Genomic DNA, 23,433 nt, shown 5'->3' with positions numbered 1-23,433 from the left:
TTCATTTCTTTGTCCTGTTTAATTTACTATGTATGGAACTTACCACTTTTCATGAACTCACTCAGGAAATAACATCAGAATGTTTTTTTATGACCCCATCCCAGCAGGAAGAAAAAGTAATACAGCTTATCGATCTTCATCATTTTATAGAATGTTCCCCTATGAAACTGGAGGTTGTCAGCTATCTTCGTCACCCTATCAATATTGTAAAGCAAGATGACCTTACTATAGGCATCTTATTTTATGATATGAAGCGTTCATCACTGCCAGACTGTAACGATTCTGAAGCGTTTAGAAGAAGACATAACCTGTCAGCGCTCTGGTTTGTATTTGTAGAAGAAGAGTTCTGCCTTGAAACGGCCGCCCATACTGATCTCATCATCGAAAACAGCCTGGATATTTTCTATGAAAAGATTTTCTTATTCAATTTCTTTCAATCTATTATTCATCCTTTAAAATAAAACCATGAAAACATTGAGAAGAGCATTGTTGCCACTCGCCCTGCTGCCATTTAACAATAGTATTTACGCTCAAAAAAAAGACAGTATTCCGTTGAAAGTACGTGCATTTTTTGCCGATAAAATTCCCCAGACCCGTGACCTTAATATTGAATTTACCCAAACCACACCTTACTCATTTTCTTCCAAGCTTCAGGGATCAGACCTCCCGGAGAATAAGGTGAAAAACTTTCAGCAGGTAAGAGCTGAAGCCAATATTTATTTTGTTAAAAAGAAAAAATGGCTATTAAGTACGGCACTTAATTATCGCTACACTTCAATGAATACAGAAGAATCTGTTATCTTGGGAACAGACAGACAAAATCATTATCATTATCACTCTGAGGCAATCAATTTCAACTATTTTTCCAAGCTGTTTAATAAAGTGGCAATATATACAGCCACAGCTTCTGTGGATGGAAGTGATCAGCATTTTGAAAGAGTCAGAGGAATGCTGACGGCCTCAGTTGTTTTAAAGGCCACTTCCAAAACAAAGATGCTGATAGGCCTTGCAGGTATCATTGATCCCAGTTCTCAGATCCCTATACTTCCGATATTCACTTATGAAAACAAATTCAACAACGGCTGGGTACTGGATATTCTTCTTCCCAAAAAAGTATTGGTCCGAAAGAACATCCTTGCCAATGGAAGACTTTCTTTGGGAACGGAAATGGATAATACTTCCTTTTATATGTATAAGAACAGCAAAACTTATGAGTTTCGCCAGCTGGAGATCAATTCAGGGGTTATTTACGAACACAACCTCGGCCATAATTTAATAGGGACATTTAAAACCGGAATCAGAGCCGTTCCACAAGCGAGAGCTTTTGATAAAGAGGAATCTTTTAAAGATTACATTTTTGAAGCCAGCTATAAACCGTCCTTCTATTTCAATGTCGGAGTATCTTATAATCCTTTTGGAAAACCCAGAGTAAAATAACCTCCGGTTTCCGGCAAATCCGGAAGAGCTTCAGGATATAAAACTCAATGTGTTCCCATTTTTGAAAATACATTGATAATAATAACTCCCAGTACAATAAGCACAATCCCAATAATAGCAGGAAGATCCGGTACCTGTTTAAAGGCAATGACTCCAATCATGGTGATAAACACAATCCCTACTCCCGACCAGATAGCATAGGTAATTCCTACAGGAATCTCACGAAGGGTAAGGCTCAGGCAGTAAAAAGCAGAAGCATACCCTATTACCGTGACAACGGAAGGCCATAGTTTGGAAAATTCTTCTGATTTTTTCAGAAAAGTAGTGGCTATGATCTCAAATACAATTGCTAATGCAAGAAAAATATAACTTCGTCCCATCATTGTTCTTTATACAAATGTAATAAAAACTGATAGGTATTCTTTCAACTTCTTTCGCAAGAGAAAGGCGTACTACATAAAGATTAGCCAAGCCTCCAATCAAATATGTTGCTCCTATGAAAGGATGCAAGCAATTATTTCTGCCAGGATAATTCCGCTGAAAGGCTTCAAAAAACCCGACACAAGGTTCGATACCTTTTGATAAGCAGCTAGAATGAAGCATTTTACTGCACAGAAAAGCAAGGTTGATTTTACAATAATTCTACGGATAAAGATTTATGATGTCATATTATTTCTCTCCATATTGACATAAAAACATAGTCTAAGGTGTCATAAAACCTGACAGCTGACAAAAAATCACTACACAAAAATCAACGGTAAAAATAATTTTTCTTAACACATAAATCTTTTTTACGCTCAAATTTCACATTCAAAAAGAGAGCAAACAGACGATATTATGCATTGCATTATTTATTATTTGTTTTATCAAGTCCAATATAGAAAGCTTTAAACGCTTAACACTTTCACATAATTTTACAGAGAGAACAATAAATGTATTAATAAATTCTCAATAACGCATTAATTTTTTGTAAACAAAAATTAACCAATAGATGAACAAAAACCTCCGTAATACACTGATATACATCATAATGTTTTACTTTGGCACGTGATTTGAAAACTGTAATATTGCAATTGAAAGATTGATAAAAAAAAGTCAAATAATTAAAAATAATACAAAATGGTAACTTATATCGGTATCGCAACATGTTTAGTAGTGTTCACATCATATTTTATGACAGTAAGAAGAGAAAGAAACTAATTCTAAAAACACAGTAAGCCTATAGAATATCTATACTAATTATATTGTTTTATGTTTTTAGTCTGAAAATCAGGCCTCGCTCTTTTACTCAACAGGGTAAAAGGGCCAAAAAACATAACAAAAAGATCTTAGTTTCATAACACATTTTAATATCCAAAAGAAAAGCTGAACGTATGTTTGGCTTTTCTTTGTTTTAGAGGATACCTGAACTTTACCAGATTCATACATCTTGCAGACCCCGGTTGCTTTTATCCGAAACATTCCGATACTGCTGGCCTATCTATTTATTCTTTTTCAGGATGAAACTTCATTCAATAAAGTTTTATCTTTGTACTCCTTAAGCATTAACTATTTGAATTGCCATCATGAATCTGTACAACCTTATTATTCAGGACAAAGAACAAGTAAATCTCAATGATGTATTCCTCAATGAAACCAATAAAGGCTTATTGATACAGCTTATCAAGGAAAACACCTATGTGAAAGAGTTACAGGAGTATGGCCTTCCTGTGAATAATAAGATCCTGCTCCAGGGAAGTTCAGGATGCGGGAAAACAATGACGGCAAAAGCAATAGCCAATGCTTTAGGTAAAAACATTATTATTTTAAACCTGAGTAATATCGTTTCGTCACGTATCGGGGAAACTTCCCAAAATATTAAAATGATATTTGATAAAGCCGCAAGAGAAAGGTCTGTCCTTTTTCTTGATGAACTGGATCAGATCGGAAAAGCAAGAGGTAGTGATGACAAAGATGTAGGCGAGATGAGAAGACTTGTAAACACCCTCATCCAACTGATTGACTATTATCCTGAAAATGCACTGCTTCTTTGCGCAACGAACCATCCTGAAATAATAGATACTGCCATATTGCGGCGTTTTCAGCTGAAGATCAATTATGAAATGCCTTCTGCAGAATTTCTGGATACTTTCTATGATCAGTTGCTGGCTTCATTTCCTGAAGATCTGAATCATATTGAGCGAAAATACGGAATTTCTTTTGCTGAAGCCAAAGACCATGCCCTCACCGCTGTAAAATCTGCATTAATCAAAAAACTGGAAGCCAAAGAAACCCTTCAGTCATGAAAGAAGATATTCTCCACAACCTCAGCATCATCAATAAAAGGATAAAAGATGTCTGTGAAAAATCAGGAAGAAATCCCGATGAAGTAAAGCTTTTACTGGCTACAAAAACGGTTTCCCCGGAACACATCAAAGTAGCTTTGGAAAACGGACACCGCTTAATTGGAGAAAACAAAGTACAGGAACTGAAGGAGAAATATGAAGATTTGAAAGCTACCCCACACGAGAATCATTTTATCGGGCATCTTCAGACCAATAAAATCAAAGATATTCTGAGATATGATGTTTCATGCATTCAGTCTCTTGACCGTTTGGAACTGGCAGAAAAACTTCATCAAAAGCTTTCAGCAGAAAATAAAACCATTGAGGTACTGATCCAGGTGAACACCTCCCATGAGGAAAGTAAATTTGGTATTCCTCCCGATAAAGCCATTGAACTGGTTACCAAAGTTTCTGAATTTTCCACTTTAAAAATCAAAGGTTTAATGACCATAGGTCTGTTCAGTGCCGAGACAGAAAAAATAAGAACGTGTTTTAAAATACTCAAAAACCTGCAACTGGAAATCATAAGGGAAAACATTCCCCATGTGGAAATGAAGGAACTATCTATGGGCATGAGCGGAGATTTGGAAACAGCCATTGAAGAAGGTGCCACAATTGTGCGTGTAGGAACGGCTGTTTTTGGAGCCAGAATCTATCCGGACAGCTATTATTGGAATGAAGGAAAAACAAATAATAAAGCTTAAAATTATATGTTCCCATTTACTTATACTTTTGAAGGAGAAATTATTAACGATAAAACATCTGAGAATGTAATTTATACAGCTCGTGAAATATTGAGAGAGAAAAAAATTAAAAATATTCTTTACGGGCCAGGATTTGTTTCTTTCAATGAAGGTTTTTTGAAAGAAAGATCCAATTGGGACTATTTATCTTTCATTGATGATGGAAAATTCACGTATAATGAAAAAAGCAAAGTATTGACTTATAAAGTTAAACTATGGAAATTTAACTTATTTGCTCTTGCATTTCTTATTATTACGCTAATTTATTTTGAAGGTTTATTTGGAAAACTGCTTCCTCTTTTTGGACTTATCGCCAATCATTTGTTTTGTTATTTTGGAAGTCAAGGATTGATAAAAGAAATCACGCATGAGATTAACTATTTGTCTTAATTGTATGCGCTAAATCATTTCTCGCCAACCAATCAATATGTGCAAAAAAGCTTTAAAACAAAAGGTTTTTAAAGTCTACAAATTCGGTATACTTTTTGATTCATAAAACATTAATAACCAAACAAATGCATTTATGATTAAAAAATTACTCTCGGGCTGTCTGCTGATGACAGTATTATTCTTTTTTTCATGTGAAAAGGAAAACACACAGATGAAAAGTGAAATCTCAATTGAAACTATTTCAATCATAACCTGCCTTACTATGGGTGTTGCTATATTAGTTGCATACAGCTATAGAAGAAGATAATTACATAACAGACTACAATACCTTAAGGGCACCTCTCAAAACAGACAGGTGCTTTATTGTTGTCATAGCAGTAATGATATCTTGAGCCGGAATCCAGAGTATGGCAGCATTTCTATTTGAAAAAAAGCAGCATTAAAATTCAACTTAATAAGGAATATTTTAACGAAATTATTATGGTTATTTTCTTACATATAAATATAAAAAAAACCATTATACAATTAAAATAAATCAATTTTCAAACAGCACAAATCCGGTACAATTATTGATTCCAAAACACTAATAATCAAAGAAATACACTTATGAATGAAAAGACCTTATTGGGATATCTGTTAATCACAGTATCTCTTCTTTTTTCGTGTTCCCCAGAACATACATCAGAAAATAAAAGCGGAATTTCAATGGAAACCATTTCAATCATCACCTTCGTTTTGGTAGGAATTGCAATTTTAGCGGCGTATCCCTACAAGAAAAAATAACGGGGTATGTAATATCATAAAAAAAGACACCTCCTTATCATGTAAGGAGGTGCATTTTTTTACCGGATATCAGTTTTATTTCTTGATCACTTTAAATGTGCTCACACCTTCTGCTTTTGAAGTTATATTCAAAATATAGGTTCCGGCGGCCAAATCAGAAATATCAATTCTACTTACATTTTGAGATGTCCTTATTTTTTGTCCCAAAGCATTATATACCTCTACTTTTTCAGGAACTGACTGACCATTCAGATAAATAATTCCCGTAGTGGGATTAGGATAAATATGTACCGTAGCTTTTACCTGTTCTTTTGTTCCTAAAAACTGATCAACAATCTTCGTAGAAACAGTATTGGTATGTACTGCCGGATTATAATCAAAATAAATATCCGCCACATTATTCACAATATCATTCATCTGGACATTGGCTTTAGGCTTAATTTTATATGCTATGAATCCGTGAGAATTGGGTTCATCACTGCTTCCCGGAAGGTAGATCGCATTAAAATTAAACGTTACATCATTTCCATTGGCAACTTTCACTTCGCTGGGATGGCTGTAAGATTCTAAACTCAATGTAGACCAATCCAGTTTACTGTCTAAGACATTATGAATCCTTACTTTTTCAGCAAAATGATTTCCTGTGTTCTGGAAACGGATGATGTAATGCAGGTATTCGTCTGCATCCTGTAAAAGAATCTGAGAACCTTCCAATACCGTGATATCATTCGGATCATAAGAACCTACAATAGTATGGTTTAAAGCAAACTCGTTATCTGAAGGGGTGGCATCACCGGTAACATTTGCGATTCCATTGATGCTAAGTTGTCCGCCAATACTGTTTACCGGCATTGGGAGGACATTGAATTTTAAATCGATGGTTTTAGTCTGCAGGGGAGCAAAATCCTGATAATTGAAACGTATATTCCCATTGGTTTGGGATACAACCGGGGAAGAAGCCTGCAGGAAATTCATCTTTGCCCCGTTGTACGTAAATGAAATTTCCCCACTTAGTTTTTGAGTTCCTTTATTGCGGACAACCATTCTGTATTTGGTATCAAAGCCCGGTCTTGCAGTCAGAACCGGATAGATACTTACGTCAAGGTCTTTATATACCTGGTTAGGTGCAATACAGAAATCTGCGGTATCAGTTACACCTGCAGAAGCAAAATTAAAAGTATGATTCTGAGGATTCACCGTATAATTGGGAAGAGAAGCATCTATAAAAGTAGTATGCTGCCCCTGTGCTGATAATATGGAATAGTTTCCGCTTGCATCTGTAAACGTAGAGAATTTACCGGCTGAATTTTGTGTAGAAACCATCATCATAGATGCAGAGGTATCATTGGCATCACACCCGTTATTATCAATGTCTAACTTTATTTTTCCTTTTGTTTTGTTTTGAAATGATTCTGTGGTTCCAAACCAGGAGATCATATCTTCTTTATAATTATCAATGTAAGTGGACCCAGAAATGAGTTCTGGAATTCCATCTCCATTTAAATCGGCACTTAATAAAGATACGACACTTCCTGTATTATTGGTAATCAATTGAGGAGTCGCATCAAAAACTCCGTTTCCGTTGTTCTTATACCATCTTAATTTGGGTTGGGTTTGGGAATTGGTGACAATATCTTTGCGCCCGTCTCCATCAATATCCATAGCTACAATAGCATAAGGAGACACTGCGGTCCCGGTACTAATCACTTTTTCAGGTCCGAACGATCCTTGTGCGTTTATATTTTCAAACCATCCTATTTTATTTCCGTTAGCATTCACAAAGGAAATATCACGGTCTCCGTCTCCATCCAGATCAGCAAAATAAAGTTTTGTAAAACCATTGGAAGAACTTGCTACCACGTGTTCTGCTGTAAAATTACCTAAACCGTCTATATTTTCGTACCATTTAATTTTCCCATCATTAGTAATAATAATATCCTGATCACCGTCTCCATCCACATCTTCATTCTGTAGTATCCCAACGGAGCCTATGGCAGGATTTAAAAATTCCTGAGGGGCTGAAAAATTTCCGTTTCCTGTATTAAATGCAACTTTCAGCTTAGTAGAAGAGGCCATGAAAGCAATATCTTTTTTGCCATCTCCATTGAAATCACCTATTGTATTCCTATAGGTGGGTTCCATTCCCAGATTGACAATCGGATGCTCAATCGCAAAGTTTCCTGCTCCATCGTTTTCAAGCCAGGCATACCTATAAGTAATGGAAGGATCTGCCTCTCCCATAAATACAACATCATTATCCCCATCATGATCCATGTCTGCCAATGTTACCTGCGACTGTAACCTAATATCATTTCTGATAATCTTCTGTACACCGGAAAAATCCCCTAATCCGTTTGTATTTTTATACCATGCAATTTTATTCTTTCGGGAAAGACTGATAATATCAGCGTCACCATCTCCATCAATATCTCCTGCAGATACAGTATTAAGTGAGTTTACATCCGTTGTAAGAACTTTTTCAGGGGTAAAACTTCCTGTACCATTAATCCCTTCATACCAAGCTACTTTATCATCTCCAAAGGACACTGAGATCAGGTCCATTTTTGAATCATTATTGAAATCTGCAGCGTCAAACTGCGTTATCAATTTAGCATTCTGGGAAACAATCTGCTCAGGACCAAAAGTACCATTTCCAAGGTTTTTCTTCCAGGAAAGTTTTTGATCCCAATAGACACAAAATACCAGATCCTCTTTAAGATCTCCATCGAGGTCAAGCATTTTCACACCATATCGCTTAACATTCTGTATAGCATAAGGACCAGCAGGAATATCTGATATCAACTGTGATGTTGAGAAAGTTCCCGCACCATTTGTATTTTTGTACCATTTAAACTGCTTAATGTTTCCGTTTTCAAACAAGTGAATAATGTCCAAATCTCCATCACTATCTATATCTCCAACTTCAAAATACTCTCCTAATGCAAAATCATCAATAGTCTGCTTCACGGTGAAATTGCCACTTCCGTCATTTTTATACCATCGTAAAATTCTTGATTCATTAATTCTAACCAAAAGATCCGGTTTATTATCATTGTCCAGATCTCTGAGAATAACAGAATCTGGTTTTTGAAGAGAGGAGAAAATATGCGATCCGGGGGTAAAAGTACCATTCCCATTGTTCTTCAGCCAGGTACCGGAAATGGGTTGGTGAAGATAAATATCCTGATCTCCGTCACCGTCTATATCGGCAATCCTGAAAAGCGGAATATTCTGATCAGATAAAGCTATAGGCTGGGTAAAAGTGGCGGCTCCTCCACTGCTGGTACCTTTCATAAGGAAAAGTCCCTTTTTTGTACTAAATATAATATCTGTTTTTCCATCTCCATCAAAGTCTGCACTGTTGTAATCTTTAATGTCATCAACTGGAGATTTGTAAATTAATTCAGGATGTTCAAAACCAGTACCTGTATTTTTGATCCAATATAAATCTCTATAATAATTTCTTACCAGTACATCTTTTTTATTATCATTATTAAGATCTCTCGGTATCAGATCTTGTGCATCGGAAATTCCGAAACTTCCGTCTATGATAATATTCTGAGGTAAGCCTGTTTGTGAAAATCCCATGATGCATGACAGGGAGAAAGCAAAAACGATAGATTTCTTCATCGAATAGTTATTTGATTATTAGTTTAATTGTCCGCAAAAATATAAAAATACAAGCAGAAATAAACATTTCATTATTAAACATCATGTTAAAATCAAACAAATAGTAAAATAATAACAATGAGAAAAGATATTGTGTATTTTTTCCTATCAATAACTTACGCTCTGCATTCTATGACATGAAGCTAAGGGTTTTACGTACTGATTATGGTTTCACGCTCTGCAAAGTCTCCTTACTTTGCGGAATTATAAAAATAAAAATCCCTCTCATTTCTGAAAGGGATTTATTATATCTGGAAAAAATTTAGGATTACATATAAGCTTCAATAGGCTCACAAGTACATACTAAATTTCTATCTCCGTACGCTTCATCTACTCTTGATACAGAAGCGAAGAATTTGTGGTCTCTTACCCACTCTAATGGATAAGCTGCCTTTTCTCTGCTGTATGGTTTATCCCAAGAATCTGAGATCACCAACTGCTCTGTATGCGGAGCATTTTTCAATACGTTGTTTGCTGCATCAGCTTCTCCGTTTGCAATTTCATCAATTTCTTTTTTGATAGAGATCAACGCTTCTGCAAAACGGTCAATTTCAGACTTGCTTTCAGATTCTGTAGGCTCAATCATCAATGTTCCTGCAACAGGGAAAGAAACGGTAGGAGCATGGAAACCATAATCCATCAATCTCTTCGCTACATCAGCCACTTCAATTCCTAAAGATTTGAACTGACGGAAATCTACGATACACTCATGAGCCACTCTTCCGTGTTCGTTTGAATATAAAATAGGGAAATGCGCTGCCAAAATCTCTTTAAGGTAGTTGGCATTCATGATAGCATGTCCTGTAGCTTTTTTAAGACCGTCTGTTCCTAACATTTTAATATAAGCATAAGAAATGTTAAGGATCAATCCTGAACCGTAAGGTGCTGCAGAAATACCGTCAATAGCTTCTTTAGCTCCAATTCTGATATTAGCATTAGAAGGAAGGAAAGGAACCAGGTGTTTAGCAACACAGATAGGACCTACTCCAGGACCTCCACCTCCGTGAGGAATTGCAAAAGTTTTGTGAAGATTCAGGTGACAAACATCTGCTCCAATGTTTCCCGGACTTGTAAATCCTACCTGAGCGTTCATGTTGGCACCATCCATATATACCTGTCCTCCGTGTTCGTGGATTAAGTTGGTGATTTCTTTAATGTTGGCATCAAAGAATCCGTATGTAGAAGGATAAGTGATCATTACAGCTGATAAATTCGCTGAATGCTGTTCTGTTTTAGCTTTAAGATCTTCGAAGTCAATTTCCCCGTTTTCAAGGTTTTTAACCACTACAATCTTCATTCCTGCCATTGCTGCAGAAGCCGGGTTTGTTCCGTGTGCAGACTGTGGTATCAATACTACATTTCTGTGCGTATCTCCTCTTGAAATATGATATTCTCTGATTACCATTAATCCTGCATATTCTCCCTGAGCTCCTGAGTTAGGCTGCAATGAAGTTCCTGCAAAACCGGTAATTTCAGCAAGATCTTTTTCAAGCTCTGCAATCATTTTCTGGTAACCTCCAGCCTGATCTACCGGTACAAATGGGTGTACACTTCCCCAATCTGCCCATGATAATGGTAACATCTGCGTTGCTGCGTTCAGCTTCATCGTACAAGATCCTAAAGAGATCATTGAGTGCGTCAATGATAAATCTTTTCTCTCAAGACGCTTGATGTAACGCATCAATTCTGTTTCCGTATGGTATTTGTTGAATACTTGTTCCGTAAGAATTTCGTCTTTTCTTAAATTCTCTTCAGGAATACTATATCCTTCTTTGATTTCTAATTTGAAAGTCTGCTTATCTTTAAACTGAGCAAAAGAAGCCATCAGATAGTTTAATTTCTCTAATGTAGTACTTTCGTTGATAGCAATGCTTACAACATCTTCTGTGAAGTAATTAAGGTTGATTCTGTGATCCTGCATCATTCTCATCAATCTTCCTTTCTCATCTTCAGTCATGATGATTTTTACGGTATCGAAGATTGGCTCTTCTACAGTCTGATATCCTAATGCTTTAAGACCGTTTTTCAAAGCGTTTGCTTTGAAGTGAATTTGGTCAGCGATATAATTTAATCCTTTAGGACCGTGATATACGGCATACATTCCTGCCATTACAGCCAATAGAACCTGAGCAGTACAGATGTTGGAAGTTGCTCTTTCTCTCTTGATGTGCTGTTCTCTGGTTTGTAGCGCCATTCTCAATGCACGTTTTCCGTACATATCCTGAGAAACCCCGATAATTCTTCCCGGGATATCTCTTTTATAATCTTCTCTACAAGCAAAGAATGCTGCGTGAGGACCTCCATACCCCAATGGAATACCGAATCTCTGTGAAGTTCCTACTGCACAGTCTGCACCCATTTCAGCCGGAGACTTCAGTTTAACCAAAGCCATAGGATCACAAGCAACAGCAACCTGAAGATCAAGTTTTTTATAGTTTACGATATCTTCAGTGTAATCTAAAACAACCCCGTTTTTACCCGGATACTGCAATAGAACCCCATAATAAGTACCGTCAAACTGATGCGTTTTATGATCACCGATTACCACTTCAATTTCCAGTCCTTCAGCTTTTGTTTTCAGTACAGAAACTGTTTGAGGAAGAACAAGGTCAGAAATAAAGAACTTATTGGCTCCTGCTTTTTTCTGATCTTTAGTTCTGTTGTTGAAGAACATATGCATTGCTTCCGCAGCTGCAGTAGACTCATCCAATAGAGATGCATTCGCTAATCCAAAACCTGTAAGATCACATACTACAGTCTGGAAATTAAGAAGAGCTTCCAGTCTTCCCTGTGCAATCTCTGCCTGATACGGTGTATATGCCGTATACCAGCTTGGATTTTCAAAGATATTTCTCTGAATTGCTGATGGTAAAAGTGTATTGTGGTATCCGAATCCAATGTAACTTGTAAAATCAGTGTTTTTAGATGCCAATTCTTTCGAGTGGTTCAGCATTTCGTATTCCGAAAGCGGTGCCGAGATCTCAAGATCTTTCTCTAAACGGATAGAAGAAGGAATGGTCTGAGAAATTAACTCTTCAATACTAGAAACGCCAAGTTTTTCCAACATCGCCTGTTTATCGGCTTCATTAAGGGAAATGTGACGGCTCACAAACTGTTCTGTATTCATTTTTATTTATTAGATTTTGTTTGTAAAAAAGATGGCTAAAATTACAATTTTTTGAACGATTGTACAACAGCATTCAACGGATGGTCATTCACAGAAATACTTGACTGTTATAAGAGAATTTACTTTTAATAAGATCAAGACGGGTTTGGAGAATTATAAGCAAAGATTACAACTATTCTATACATAATACTCAAAAATACAGAGAATTTAACATCAATAAAACACTGATTGATCAATTGAAATATAATGAATTCGCAGATTATTTTTGCCATCATGAATTATGTATAATTTATGCTGAAAAAATAAAACCAATAGGGAAATGTGGAAAATAAACTGAGCAATTGATTTAATTTATCGGGCTGGTTTATCGCTCTAAAAGGGATCCTCCACTGCTATACATCAGGTTTTTAGAAAATTATGAAATTTTATTAATTATATTTATTCTAAATTAATATATTTGCAACATGAATATGATTACTCCATTTAAAGTACCGCCTTTAGCACCTGTCTATGCTTTTCAGAATGAAGAGATGTTCTGTGAAAAGAAATCTTGCTGTAAAAAATTCAAAAAAGGTAAAAGATGTAAAAAATGTCCCGGAAGAAAGAAAATGGCATAGATTAGCTAAAGTTCTTCACTAATATATATACAGCAATTGCCAATATCATTATTCCCAAAAGCAACATTACAATTTTAGGCTGACCAGCCTTATTTATCCTTGTTCTTGGTTGGGGTTTAAACATTTCTTCTACTGTGTTTTTGAATTTTTCCGAATCATTTTCAAAAACTTCTGTAATCGTAATTCCCTGAACAACGGTTTTATGTAAAAGAGAATTGGTAGCGTGAAGTAAAAGCTGGAATTTTCCATCCTTAAATTCCGTAATCTTAAATATTCTTTCTCCATACGGCTTTTCCAGTCCAAAAGGCAATACTTTCACTACATCAGCATTCGTCGTTTGCCAGCTGATGATAATCTCCTCTCCTTTTTTAGCATGAATTTTATTGGCAGAAAAAGTTTTGATCGCAGGGGGAACATTATACCTGAAACTTCTTTGATGGCTTTCTAAATTCTGATCGTAAGAATGTCTTCTTGCAGGATCACTCAACGTTTCATACGCTTCCTGAATCTCACGGAAACGGTCAGCAAAAAAATCATCATTATCATTTTTATCCGGATGATACTTTAAAGACAGCTTCCGGTAGGCCTTTTTAATATCCTCTTCAGAAGCTTCCTGCGATATACCGAGAAAATAGTAGTAATCTTTCATTGAGCAATACAAAAATAAGAATTTATTTTTCCATGGATAAGATCTTATAGTAAAAAGTGTATGATCTTTGATAGAATATATCCATTACTCCTCTCTCCTAAAGACTTAAACTTGAAAAATATAACACGAATTTATCCCCTTGCAGGTTGAGTTGGTCTTATTGATTAAATGATACAGAATCATTCTTATATATGATCTACATCATTTCCCTGAGGAAAATTAAACATCATACCATCATAATTATAAAAACTAATGACAAATCCACTCTTGAGTGGGAATAATCCAGTCATCAAGAGCCTTAAACAGAAAACCATGATTCAGGCCCGTCTTAAGTTCAATTTCCTTAAAGTCTTTTATATCCGACCGGCTGAATCGTTGCTCTTCTGAAAGGGCAACATGACCCTCATCAGATTGTTCAGTGATCGATAATATTTTTCCGTAAAGTCTAAAATTTTCGTCTTTCTCCAGAGAATCATCTTTAAAAGTTGAACCTATTAATACAAATTTTAAACCTGGATTTTTCTCATAAGAAGATATATACTGTGCAATATAACCGCCCTGGGAAGTTCCAACAACTGTAATATTATTAACAGAGACTCCTTTTTTAATCAAACTGTCAATTTGCGTCTTTACCTTTAAGGCATACAGAGCAGGATTGGTATCGGATTTCCGTTTTTCAGAAATAACAACTCTATTTTCTCCTTTAAGCTTCTTAAGAATGGACTCATATTCCGCAATACCGTACTTCGGATGTTTTTCTTTTAAAGAATGATCTTCTAAAAATTTATTATGCAGAAAGAAAATATACTGTTTTTGCCGACATTTCTGGCCCGACACAAACATTGAGGAAAATAATACTAAGGCAATAAAGATATGTTGATATTTCATCATAATTCCTGAAGATAATGCTTAAACAAATATAGCACTTAAATGACTAATCATACGTTGGGTTCCGGCGAGGCTTCAGACCATTATATACAAAAATTCCGGCGCGGGAAGCTCTGCTTCCCGCGCCGGAATTAAACAATTTCAATTTAGTCTTTCACGTATTATGCTTCAAAGGTATTATCCTTTCTGCAGCATCTTGAACTGAATTCTTTTTTAAACTTTCCTTTCAGCTCCTGATAATCCTCCTCATTCATTTCCCTGATTTTATCGGCTAATCCGAAAGGGGATTTTTCTTTGATTCCGTATTCATCAAAGACCCCTCTGATAAATCTTTTTCTTTGTGCCGCTTTTTTAGCTATGAGTGCTACTCCTACAACGGCTAGTGCTCCAAGAGCTCCTTTTAATGCTGAATTTTTCATCTTTCTAAATTTTAAATTTTACTACTTCTTATTTTTTATATAGACGAATGAATTTTAATTTTACTTTACTACTTCTTTAAAATTTTTAAATTATTCGTTGTTTCTGTTGAAGAATCCTCCTGAGCATTTATTTCTCCAAACTTCCTTGAATTTTTCTCTTTCTTCAGGGGATAATCCTTCCATTTTTTCTCTCATTTTTCTTTCCTTGAAATCTTTCATCCCCTTACCAAAATGGAAACCTCCAAAAAGAATCTTACTTAAAACAAGTATTCCCATGGCCTGCCAGAATGTAATGGACTTTACCCCTAAAATTTCGGGAAGCAGACAGTTCCAAAGCATCATTACAATCCATGTAACGGCTAAGAGGATTAATGGTGGACATAACAATAAAAAAATCCAGCCCTTTTTGTGTTTATGATTCATAATTTCTTTTTCTAACTTTTTAAATCTTCGTATAATTTTCTCAATCTGTTTCTCAGATGCTTCACAGCATAGTTTTTTCTACTGATGATGGTTTTGATATTTTCTCCCTGTTCATCGGCGATCTCCTGGAGGGTTTTGTCGTTCAGTTCATTTTCTACGTAGACCAGCCTTTGTTTTTCGGGAAGTTCATCAAGTGCTTCAAACAGCTTTTTCCAGATTTCATCCTGAAACATCTTCACTTCAGGACCTGCGCTTTCATCCATCAATAAGATATCTTTGATGGAAAAGCTTCCGTCTTCATCCTCATAGACGAAATCTTCAAGATTTTCTGTTTTCTTTTTCCGGTAACGGTCTGTTATTTTATTCGCCGTCACTCTGTACAACCAGCCTCCAACATTCACAATCTCAGAAAGATTGGTAAGGCTACTGAACTGATACCACACTTCCTGCAGAATATCTTCTGCATCTTCCGTGTTTTTCACTTTAGGACGAATATAAGACATCAGTTTCCCTCCGTAGCTTGAAACGGTTTGTGAGATGATACTTTCTTTCTCCTTCTGTGGCATTGTTATTTTTTCGACAACCTCCATACTGACAAGACGGCTATCCTTTTGGTTTTACTTTAATAAATTTAAAATATTTTTCTCAAAATCCAATTTTTCTTTTATCCATCGGATTTTTATCTCAGAATTTTTTTTCCTACAACCCACTCATTACTAATCACTAATCACTCATTACTCATATTCCGGGGAGCTTCTTCCTGCTATCCGTTCATACTCCTCGCGCCCGGGCTTTCTTAAAAGAGCCATTCCATGCTGTGGGGTAACCACTGCTATCAGGGCTAGGGTATTTGTGGGTATATTCATTATGGGCAACATAATGTATCCATAACCCTTTGCTTTTATTATCGTTATTTTACCCCTTATCATTCAATGCTAGTCATTCTCAGAAATCTATATTTATTTTTTAATAACACTATCTAGATTCCTGCGGAATGACAAAGACAACGCCAGTCAAAAAAACTATCGAACATTACATTTTATCGCAGATAAAATCCTTGCGTCTTAAAAACACCCAGCCTGTAAAATCTTCTTGCGCCTTTGCGTTTTTTCCAACTCTCCACACCTAACCTACTCTTAGAAACAGAACACCTTACACCTCCATATCCATCGATCCTATTTCTTAATAACACAGTTTAGATTCCTGCGGAATAACAAAGACAACGCCACTCAAAAACCTATGGAACATTACATTTTATCGCAGATAAAATCTTTGCGTCTTAAAAATACCAGCCTGTAAAATCTTCTTGCGCCTTTGCGTTTTTTCCAACTCTCCACACCTATAACCTACTCTTAGAAACAGAACTTACACCAGATGGTAAACAGCAAAACGGAGAGCTAAGTGCTCTCCGTTATTTTATAAAATGCTATCCTTCTTATTTACTTTTATTAAAGTTTTCTGCAAAAAATCCTAACATAGACTTATAAAGCTCTATTCTGTTAGGTTCTTTTCCAAATCCGTGTCCTTCATCGTATTTTACCATATAAGGAACTTCGAATCCTTTAGCGCGCATCGCTTTAACAATCTGGTCGGATTCATTGATATTCACTCTTGGGTCATTGGCCCCCTGAACTACAAATAATGGCTTTTTGATTTTATCAATCTGGTAAACCGGTGAAACTTCCTTGGCAATTTTAGCTTCCTCAGGATTATCCAGATCATACCAGATCTGTTTTACCATTTCTTTATAAGGTTTCCAGTATTCAGGGAAAGAAGCAAAGAAGGTAAAGATATTGGATACCCCCACATAATCCACTCCGCAAGCATACAGATCCGGAGTTTTAATCAAGCCCATCAAAGTAGCATAGCCTCCATGACTTCCTCCATAGATGGCCACTTTATCTTTATCTACCCATCCCTGGCTAATGGCATATTTCACCCCGTCTTCCACGTCATCCATGGCCTTTCTTCCAATCTGTTTATACCCAGCCTTCTGGAATCCCTTTCCATAGCCTCCGGAAATTCTGAAATTCACCTGAAGAGTTGCATATCCTCTGCTGGCAAACAATTGCGTTTCAGGGTTGAAACCCCAATCATCTCTGATTCCCTGCGGACCACCGTGAGGGTTTACTACCAAAGGAACTTTCTTACCCTCTAAAGCCGCTTTAGGCAATGTAATATACCCATGAATTGTCAATCCATCTCTGCTTTTGAATTCAATAGGTCTCATTTCTGCCATATCCTCTTCTTTAAGTTGTGGCATAAGGTTATAAAGAAGTTTTAATTCTTTGGTTTTCGTATCATACTCATAGTAAGTTCCGTAGAGCTTATCACTCGCGACAATAACCAGGAGTTTTTCATTATTATCATCTGAAGAAACAATTCCGAACTCTTTATCTTTAAACTGAGCTTTTAATTTGTCATCTATTTCTTTGTAAAATTTACTTACAGGAACAGTTTCTCCTTTTACCCCGTTATAACTGATATAGTCCAGTTCATAATTTCTGTTTTTACCGGCAACACTTATGGAGTTTACATCATATACAGGATGAGAATACACCTCTTTGATTACCGCATTTTTCTTTAAATCATATAAAACGATTTTTGATTTGTCACTGTCTAAATTGGTCACCACATACGCTTCATCCTTATTTTTAGAATTATCATTAAACCTGATAATATTGAAGGTATCTGACCAGTCCGTTGATTTCAGAAGATTGAATTTCCCGGTTTGTAAATCTTTATAATACGTTTTGGTAGTAAGACCGTTTTCAAGAACCGTATATCCTCTTAAATTTCCGTCTTTATCAAAAATATAGTCATCAATAGGGCTATTGACATCCTTATTTTCATACAGCTGGGTTATTTCGCCGGTAACAAAATTGATTTTATAGGGTTCAAAGATCTGTTTGTTATTTTTATTCATGGTCACCACTACAAAATCAGTATCTTTTATAGGTCTGATTGTGCCCAGTGTTATTCCTTCAAACGGTGTTAAATCTTTAAGATTCCCTCCGTCAGTATCGGCAGCATACAGGTGGATATTTTCATTTCCTCCTTTATCCTGGGTATAAAAAAGACGGCTTTTATTAAGCCAGCCATAGTTTTTGATCAGGTCATCTTTTTCTACAATTGCTTTAGTGATTTTTCCTGTACCCAGTTCTTTGACGTACACATGATTTTTCATGTCCTTATCTTTCTCCTTGTAGGAAAGGTATTTTCCATCAGGAGAAATTTTAAATGCCGAAGCTTTGGGTCTTGCAAAATAATCTTCAACTTTATATTTGAAAGTTCCTTTATCATAAGAAACAAGTTTCTCCAAACTAGCTTTTGAAGACGGTAATGTAGGATCACCAGGTAATTTGGCTGTTGTACTTTGTGCGTGGATCATAATAGCAGAGATTACAATATTGGCGGTGGTTAAAATTTTGGAATTTAGATTCATAACTTATGTATTAAAGTTAAAATTATGTTTTGTATTTAAACTTTTAAATCAACAAAAGAATAAACACTTCTTTACAATTAGACATACAACAGCCTCAAAACGTTACATCATTTAACACCAGTTGAGGAAATATTTTTCATCAATAAAAAAGACAGCCCAAAAAGACTGTCATTTTATTTAGTGTAAATAAATTCCAAAATACCATGTCCAGCCTATTAAAATCAGCTGCATCGGAATTCTCTGAACATAAAGATACCGCATTCCGGGGCCGGTATAATCTGCTTTAAAAATATTAATCTTTCTCCTTGAAGAGTTGATATTGGCTATAAATACCAATACATAAAAAACAATCAGTAAGATCGCAGTAATTTCCCTTATCGCCGGAATCATCAGGCCTATTCCTGCTGCAATTTCCAACACTCCGGTAAAATATACCCAAAACATTCGTCCGGGAATAAATTCCGGGATCATCATCGCCATTCCTTTCTGAAATTTAAAATGGGATAATCCCGTAAAAATGATGAAAACCGCCATTCCGAGGTTTCCTGAAAATAAAAAATCAGGCTTCCCCTGGAATACCATTGTTCCCAGTAACGCCAGAATGAATGTGCCAAAAAGGACTGTTAGTAGTTTCATACTTTTCTTTTAGGTTACAGACTGCAGGTAATAGATTGCAGAGATTAGGAAAATTACAATTTTTTAATGATCTGTAGCCTAAATCTACCAGTCTATACATAGCAAATATGTACTATGCTTTTTATACGGAACCTAGATTTACTCCTTCTGCCAGACTTTTAACGGTCATCAGGCCTTTTGTAAAGCCTGTATTCATATGGTCTTCCCAATCTTTTTCCACCTGCACTTCTGCATGAAGCTTTGTTTTTCCACCAAAATCGATGAGGAAATATTTTTCAAAACAGCCGTTCCACTCCATAACTTCCTTACTCTGGGTATCCTCATTGCCATCTTTATCCACCATTCCCAGGTGTTTAAAAACAATCTGCGTAGGCTCTTCCAGGCTATCTATGGTAGAAACCATACCTTCTCCTTTATCATTAAGAAAATATGTTTTCCCACCAACTTTCCAGTCGGATTTCATAATAGATCCCGGACCAAAATATTTGGTCCATTCACTATAGGTATCAGGACTCCAAAGGATGTCCCAAACTTTTTGCAAGGGAGCATCTATTATTGTTTCATACGATAAGGTTTCCATATTGTAATTTTTTTTGTGGTTCGTTTGTTTATACAGTTTTTACATCATAGGGGTCACAGTTTCTGTTTAAAGCTGATTTTCGGAAAGATGTTTCACGATATTTAATGCCTTTGGAAATTTTTCTTCAAAAAAATCTTTAAATTCTTCCGGAGTCTGAATTTTTACCGTCACTAACGTTCCGTCTTCCACTTCCTCAAGGAAATAAGACTCTGTTGCATCCCCCCAGTTCTGAGCAACTTCAATTCCTTCATATATTTCTCCCAGGTGCAGAAATTTTATTTCCTGATTAGGTACAATTTTTTCTACCCTGCTGTACATTCCATTATGTTTGGGGTCATAGAATTTTATAATATTATTTTCTTCCAGTGTCCCTTCATAAAAGGAGCCCTCTGTAAAGGCTGTTGTCCACTGCCTGTAGGTAATATCTCCCCAAAGGACACTCCATACTTTTTCCGGTTCTGCATTAATCTCGATTTCGTATGATAATTTTTCCATAGTATTTATTATTTATTGTCATTAGGTTGCAGACGGCAGATCTCTTCTCAATAGCTGACTGCAACTTTTAGTATTTAATTCCTAGCCTCCCACGAAATCACCTCCGTTAATGTGGATCACCTCTCCGGTGATATAACTCGCATCTTTAGAAGCTAAAAATACATAAGCAGGTGCTACTTCCGAAGGCTGTCCTGCCCTCTTCAAAGGAGTATCTTTTCCGAATGTGGAGAGATCACTAAAGGCTTCCTTCACCAAAGGTGTCCATATGGGACCGGGAGCAATCCCATTGACCAGGATTCCTTTTTCAGCAAGATTACCGGCCAATGAGCGGATAAAAGCCAGTACAGCTCCTTTTGTAGCGGCATAATCTATCAAATGATCACTTCCTCTATAGGCGGTAACAGAAGTTGTACAGATGATCCGGCCTCCCTTTCTGATCAGCGGAAGGAAATTCCTCGTCAGGGAGATCATTGAAAGGATATTAGTCGTAAATGTTTCCCGGATCTGCTCATCCGTAATCTTTTCCAGACTGTTTTTTGAGGTATGAATTCCAGCATTATTAACCAGAATATCCACATTTTTCCATTCGCATTTGATCTTCTCTGTACATTTTGTTCTGAAAGCTTTTTGGGTTAAATCTCCTTTCAGCAGGATACATTGCTGTCCCTCTTCTTCCACCAGTCTTTGGGTTTCTTTTGCATCGTCATCACTTTCTTTGTAGATCACAGCAACAGCTGCTCCCTCTCTGGCAAAGTGAACGGCTACAGCCTGCCCTATTCCACTGTCTCCTCCTGAGATTACCGCTTTTTTTTCAAATAATTTCCGGCTTCCCAGGTAATCGTTTCGGATGATTTCCGGAAACAGTCCTTCTTGAGGGACTTTTGATTTAGATTTTGACTTGTTCTGTGTTTTCATAAGCAAATCTTTCCTAAATGACATCAAATGGCAAGCCGAAAAACTTTTAGGAATGATACGCGTCCTCCAGATCCTGTATTATAATTTTCTGCATTTTCATCATCGCCTGTACTACTTTATAAGCTTTTTCCTGATCTGAATCATTCATTAGCTGAATTAATCTTTTAGGAACAATCTGCCAGCTCAGACCATATTTATCCTTCAGCCAGCCACACATACTTTCTCTGCCCCCGTTTGAAGTCAAAGCATTCCAGTAACGATCTGTCTGTTCCTGGTCATCAGTCATCACCACCATGGAAATTCCTTCATTAAAGTCAAACTGATGATCATAAGAATTATCCATACAATACAGACTGTAATGATCAATACTAAACTGGGCATGCTGAACATTTTCGGCAGGTTCCGTTATACTATGTCCTTCTCCCCCGTCTCCGTATTTCAGTATATTTCCGATATTCGAATTTGGGAAAGTCTGTGTATAAAGCTCCATCGCTTCTTTAGCTTTGCCGTTGTTCTCATGGATAAACATCAGGGTAGGAACTATTTTCTGATCGCCTCCCTTTTCTCCTAAAAATATTTGCCAGGTCACTCCAAACTTATCCTGAACCCATCCATATTTTTTACTCCATGAATAAGATCCCAGCTCCATTAATGCCATTCCCCCTTCCAGTAACTGATCCCAGTATTTCTGGACTTCATCTTCTGTGTCACAAATCACCATGAAAGAAACTGAAGGGTTCTTTTTGAATTGCGGACCACCGTTCAGCAGCATTATTCTCTGCCCAAAAAGGTCAACATTCATGACAACTGGTGTGTCTGCCGTAATCTCCCCATCAAAAACTTTGCAATAAAATTCTGCGGACTGTTTTGCATCTCCGTCATACCAGAGACACGGGAAAATATCTTTATTCATTAGTTTAGATTTTAAAATAGATTAATATAGTTTTTGATTACTTTTTTCTGATTTAAGTACTTTTACTTTGCTACCGAACAGAGTTTGGAAAATCCTATTTTCCACTCAGAATCGCAAGGGAAACATATGGCAAAGGAAATCTTATGTCTTTGCATTCACAAGGATCATCTTGTTTTTTGCAATGACACAGTAAAATTTCTGTAGTTTACACTTTATAGTTCCTTGAAAAACATCTGATTCTCTTTCATATGATTCTTTAATTTTTCCATGGTATTCTTCCCAAAACCATGCATCTGCATAATTTCTTTTTCAGAATAATCCGACAGCTTTTCCAGGGAGTCTATTTTTTCCTTTTCCAAAGCTCTTCTTGCAGGTATGGCAATCACTCCATGAAGAAAATGTTCTTTAGGATCATAGTTAAAAGTATAAATAGAGTTTAAACTCTTTGACATGATAACTAAATTGATCATGGCGGTAAAAAGTGTTTTTAATGATTCTCAACATATTTGTGGAAATTATTGAGGATAGCATACCAGCCTTCTCTTTGCATTTCCACAGAGTTTTGCTTTTCAGGATCGAAAATCTCAGTAACCTTTGTCGTATTTTCATCTACTTGATCAAAGATCACTTCTACTTTTCTTCCGTCCGCAATATGATATTGTATTTTTTCGTTAGGGATAACCTCATCATATACACCTTCAAAATCAAACCCAAAGCTTTTATCCTTGGCCTCCATTCTGTTTTTAAACTTCCCTCCTACTTTCAGGTCATTTTCAGAACTTGGGCACTGCCAGCTTTCATGGGCAAAATTCCATTTTGTAATATGTTTAGGCTCATTGAAATAATTCCAGACCTTTTCTACCGGAGCTAAAATTGTAATGTCTATTGTAATTGGATCCATAGTTCTATTTTTAAGTGATTGGGTAAAGGGCGCTCCAAAAAAATGAGTGCCCTTTTATTTATAATGAGTTAAATATAAG

The 23,433-nt window shown here is 36.3% G+C and carries 22 protein-coding genes; 6 read left to right on the top strand and 16 right to left on the bottom strand.

Annotated features, from left to right (window positions below; translation table 11 throughout):
• The first annotated feature begins 32 nt into the window (after positions 1 to 32).
• On the top strand, positions 33 to 461 hold the full coding sequence (locus JML65_RS02905) for a hypothetical protein (RefSeq protein ID WP_202269845.1): 429 nt from the start codon (positions 33 to 35) through the stop codon (positions 459 to 461).
• 4 nt (positions 462 to 465) lie between these two features.
• Positions 466 to 1,437: a DUF6268 family outer membrane beta-barrel protein gene (locus JML65_RS02900; RefSeq protein ID WP_202269844.1), complete on the top strand. Its 972-nt coding sequence runs from the start codon at positions 466 to 468 to the stop codon at positions 1,435 to 1,437.
• A 44-nt stretch (positions 1,438 to 1,481) separates the two neighbouring features.
• Here JML65_RS02900 and JML65_RS02895 read toward each other — a convergent pair whose 3' ends face one another.
• Complete coding sequence (locus tag JML65_RS02895; protein ID WP_047486022.1) at positions 1,482 to 1,817, bottom strand: DMT family transporter; 336 nt, start codon at positions 1,815 to 1,817, stop codon at positions 1,482 to 1,484.
• A gap of 1,185 nt (positions 1,818 to 3,002) precedes the next feature.
• Here JML65_RS02895 and JML65_RS02890 point away from each other — a divergent pair.
• The 4 genes from JML65_RS02890 to JML65_RS02875 all read left to right on the top strand — a co-directional run bounded on the left by JML65_RS02890 (position 3,003) and on the right by JML65_RS02875 (position 5,677).
• Entirely contained in the window at positions 3,003 to 3,722 is a 720-nt protein-coding gene (locus JML65_RS02890; protein WP_202269843.1) for an AAA family ATPase, read from the top strand.
• A complete protein-coding gene (locus JML65_RS02885; protein ID WP_202269842.1) occupies positions 3,719 to 4,465 on the top strand; it encodes a YggS family pyridoxal phosphate-dependent enzyme in 747 nt (248 codons plus the stop codon). Before JML65_RS02890 ends, JML65_RS02885 begins: the two co-directional genes overlap by 4 nt.
• 6 nt (positions 4,466 to 4,471) lie before the next feature.
• Positions 4,472 to 4,894, top strand: a complete 423-nt coding sequence (locus JML65_RS02880; protein ID WP_202269841.1) for a hypothetical protein — start codon at positions 4,472 to 4,474, stop codon at positions 4,892 to 4,894.
• A gap of 606 nt (positions 4,895 to 5,500) precedes the next feature.
• Positions 5,501 to 5,677: a hypothetical protein gene (locus JML65_RS02875; protein ID WP_170245781.1), complete on the top strand. Its 177-nt coding sequence runs from the start codon at positions 5,501 to 5,503 to the stop codon at positions 5,675 to 5,677.
• 75 nt (positions 5,678 to 5,752) lie between these two features.
• Here the strand turns inward: JML65_RS02875 and JML65_RS02870 are convergent, their stop codons facing one another.
• The 15 genes from JML65_RS02870 to JML65_RS02800 all read right to left on the bottom strand — a co-directional run bounded on the left by JML65_RS02870 (position 5,753) and on the right by JML65_RS02800 (position 23,354).
• Positions 5,753 to 9,307 carry a T9SS type A sorting domain-containing protein gene (locus JML65_RS02870; RefSeq protein WP_202269840.1) on the bottom strand — a complete coding sequence of 1,185 codons (3,555 nt, stop codon included), beginning with the start codon at positions 9,305 to 9,307 and terminating at the stop codon, positions 5,753 to 5,755.
• A 307-nt stretch (positions 9,308 to 9,614) separates the two neighbouring features.
• A complete protein-coding gene (gene gcvP, locus JML65_RS02865; protein ID WP_047486031.1) occupies positions 9,615 to 12,473 on the bottom strand; it encodes an aminomethyl-transferring glycine dehydrogenase in 2,859 nt (952 codons plus the stop codon).
• 618 nt (positions 12,474 to 13,091) lie between these two features.
• The gene (locus JML65_RS02860; RefSeq protein ID WP_115919503.1) at positions 13,092 to 13,739 is read right to left on the bottom strand and encodes a J domain-containing protein; all 648 of its coding nucleotides are present in this window, start codon (positions 13,737 to 13,739) and stop codon (positions 13,092 to 13,094) included.
• A 249-nt stretch (positions 13,740 to 13,988) separates the two neighbouring features.
• A complete protein-coding gene (locus JML65_RS02855; protein WP_202269839.1) occupies positions 13,989 to 14,630 on the bottom strand; it encodes an alpha/beta hydrolase in 642 nt (213 codons plus the stop codon).
• A 158-nt stretch (positions 14,631 to 14,788) separates the two neighbouring features.
• Positions 14,789 to 15,046, bottom strand: coding sequence for a hypothetical protein (locus JML65_RS02850; protein WP_115919507.1), 258 nt, complete (start codon positions 15,044 to 15,046; stop codon positions 14,789 to 14,791).
• Positions 15,047 to 15,136: 90 nt separating this feature from the next.
• Positions 15,137 to 15,469 carry a hypothetical protein gene (locus JML65_RS02845; RefSeq protein ID WP_047486038.1) on the bottom strand — a complete coding sequence of 111 codons (333 nt, stop codon included), beginning with the start codon at positions 15,467 to 15,469 and terminating at the stop codon, positions 15,137 to 15,139.
• 11 nt (positions 15,470 to 15,480) lie between these two features.
• Positions 15,481 to 16,035 (bottom strand): RNA polymerase sigma factor, encoded by a 555-nt coding sequence (locus tag JML65_RS02840; protein WP_228406274.1) that lies wholly within the window; start codon positions 16,033 to 16,035, stop codon positions 15,481 to 15,483.
• A gap of 869 nt (positions 16,036 to 16,904) precedes the next feature.
• Positions 16,905 to 18,914: an alpha/beta hydrolase family protein gene (locus tag JML65_RS02835; RefSeq protein WP_202269838.1), complete on the bottom strand. Its 2,010-nt coding sequence runs from the start codon at positions 18,912 to 18,914 to the stop codon at positions 16,905 to 16,907.
• Between the two features lie 177 nt (positions 18,915 to 19,091).
• Positions 19,092 to 19,550, bottom strand: a complete 459-nt coding sequence (locus JML65_RS02830; RefSeq protein ID WP_047486046.1) for a membrane protein — start codon at positions 19,548 to 19,550, stop codon at positions 19,092 to 19,094.
• Between the two features lie 121 nt (positions 19,551 to 19,671).
• Positions 19,672 to 20,130: an SRPBCC family protein gene (locus JML65_RS02825; protein ID WP_047486048.1), complete on the bottom strand. Its 459-nt coding sequence runs from the start codon at positions 20,128 to 20,130 to the stop codon at positions 19,672 to 19,674.
• 66 nt (positions 20,131 to 20,196) lie between these two features.
• Entirely contained in the window at positions 20,197 to 20,625 is a 429-nt protein-coding gene (locus tag JML65_RS02820; RefSeq protein ID WP_047486050.1) for an SRPBCC domain-containing protein, read from the bottom strand.
• A gap of 81 nt (positions 20,626 to 20,706) precedes the next feature.
• Positions 20,707 to 21,540 carry an SDR family oxidoreductase gene (locus JML65_RS02815; protein ID WP_202269837.1) on the bottom strand — a complete coding sequence of 278 codons (834 nt, stop codon included), beginning with the start codon at positions 21,538 to 21,540 and terminating at the stop codon, positions 20,707 to 20,709.
• Positions 21,541 to 21,586: 46 nt separating this feature from the next.
• Positions 21,587 to 22,453 (bottom strand): VOC family protein, encoded by an 867-nt coding sequence (locus JML65_RS02810; protein ID WP_202269836.1) that lies wholly within the window; start codon positions 22,451 to 22,453, stop codon positions 21,587 to 21,589.
• A gap of 212 nt (positions 22,454 to 22,665) precedes the next feature.
• Complete coding sequence (locus JML65_RS02805; protein ID WP_237390768.1) at positions 22,666 to 22,905, bottom strand: DNA-directed RNA polymerase subunit alpha C-terminal domain-containing protein; 240 nt, start codon at positions 22,903 to 22,905, stop codon at positions 22,666 to 22,668.
• A 35-nt stretch (positions 22,906 to 22,940) separates the two neighbouring features.
• Positions 22,941 to 23,354, bottom strand: a complete 414-nt coding sequence (locus tag JML65_RS02800; protein WP_084087696.1) for an SRPBCC family protein — start codon at positions 23,352 to 23,354, stop codon at positions 22,941 to 22,943.
• Positions 23,355 to 23,433 lie beyond the last annotated feature (79 nt).

Origin of the sequence: Chryseobacterium sp. KMC2 (genome assembly GCF_016756935.1) — a bacterium.
Lineage (GTDB): Bacteria > Bacteroidota > Bacteroidia > Flavobacteriales > Weeksellaceae > Chryseobacterium > Chryseobacterium rhizosphaerae.
The sequence above is the reverse complement of the archived record's forward strand: the minus strand, read 5'-3'. Positions and strand labels throughout refer to the sequence as shown.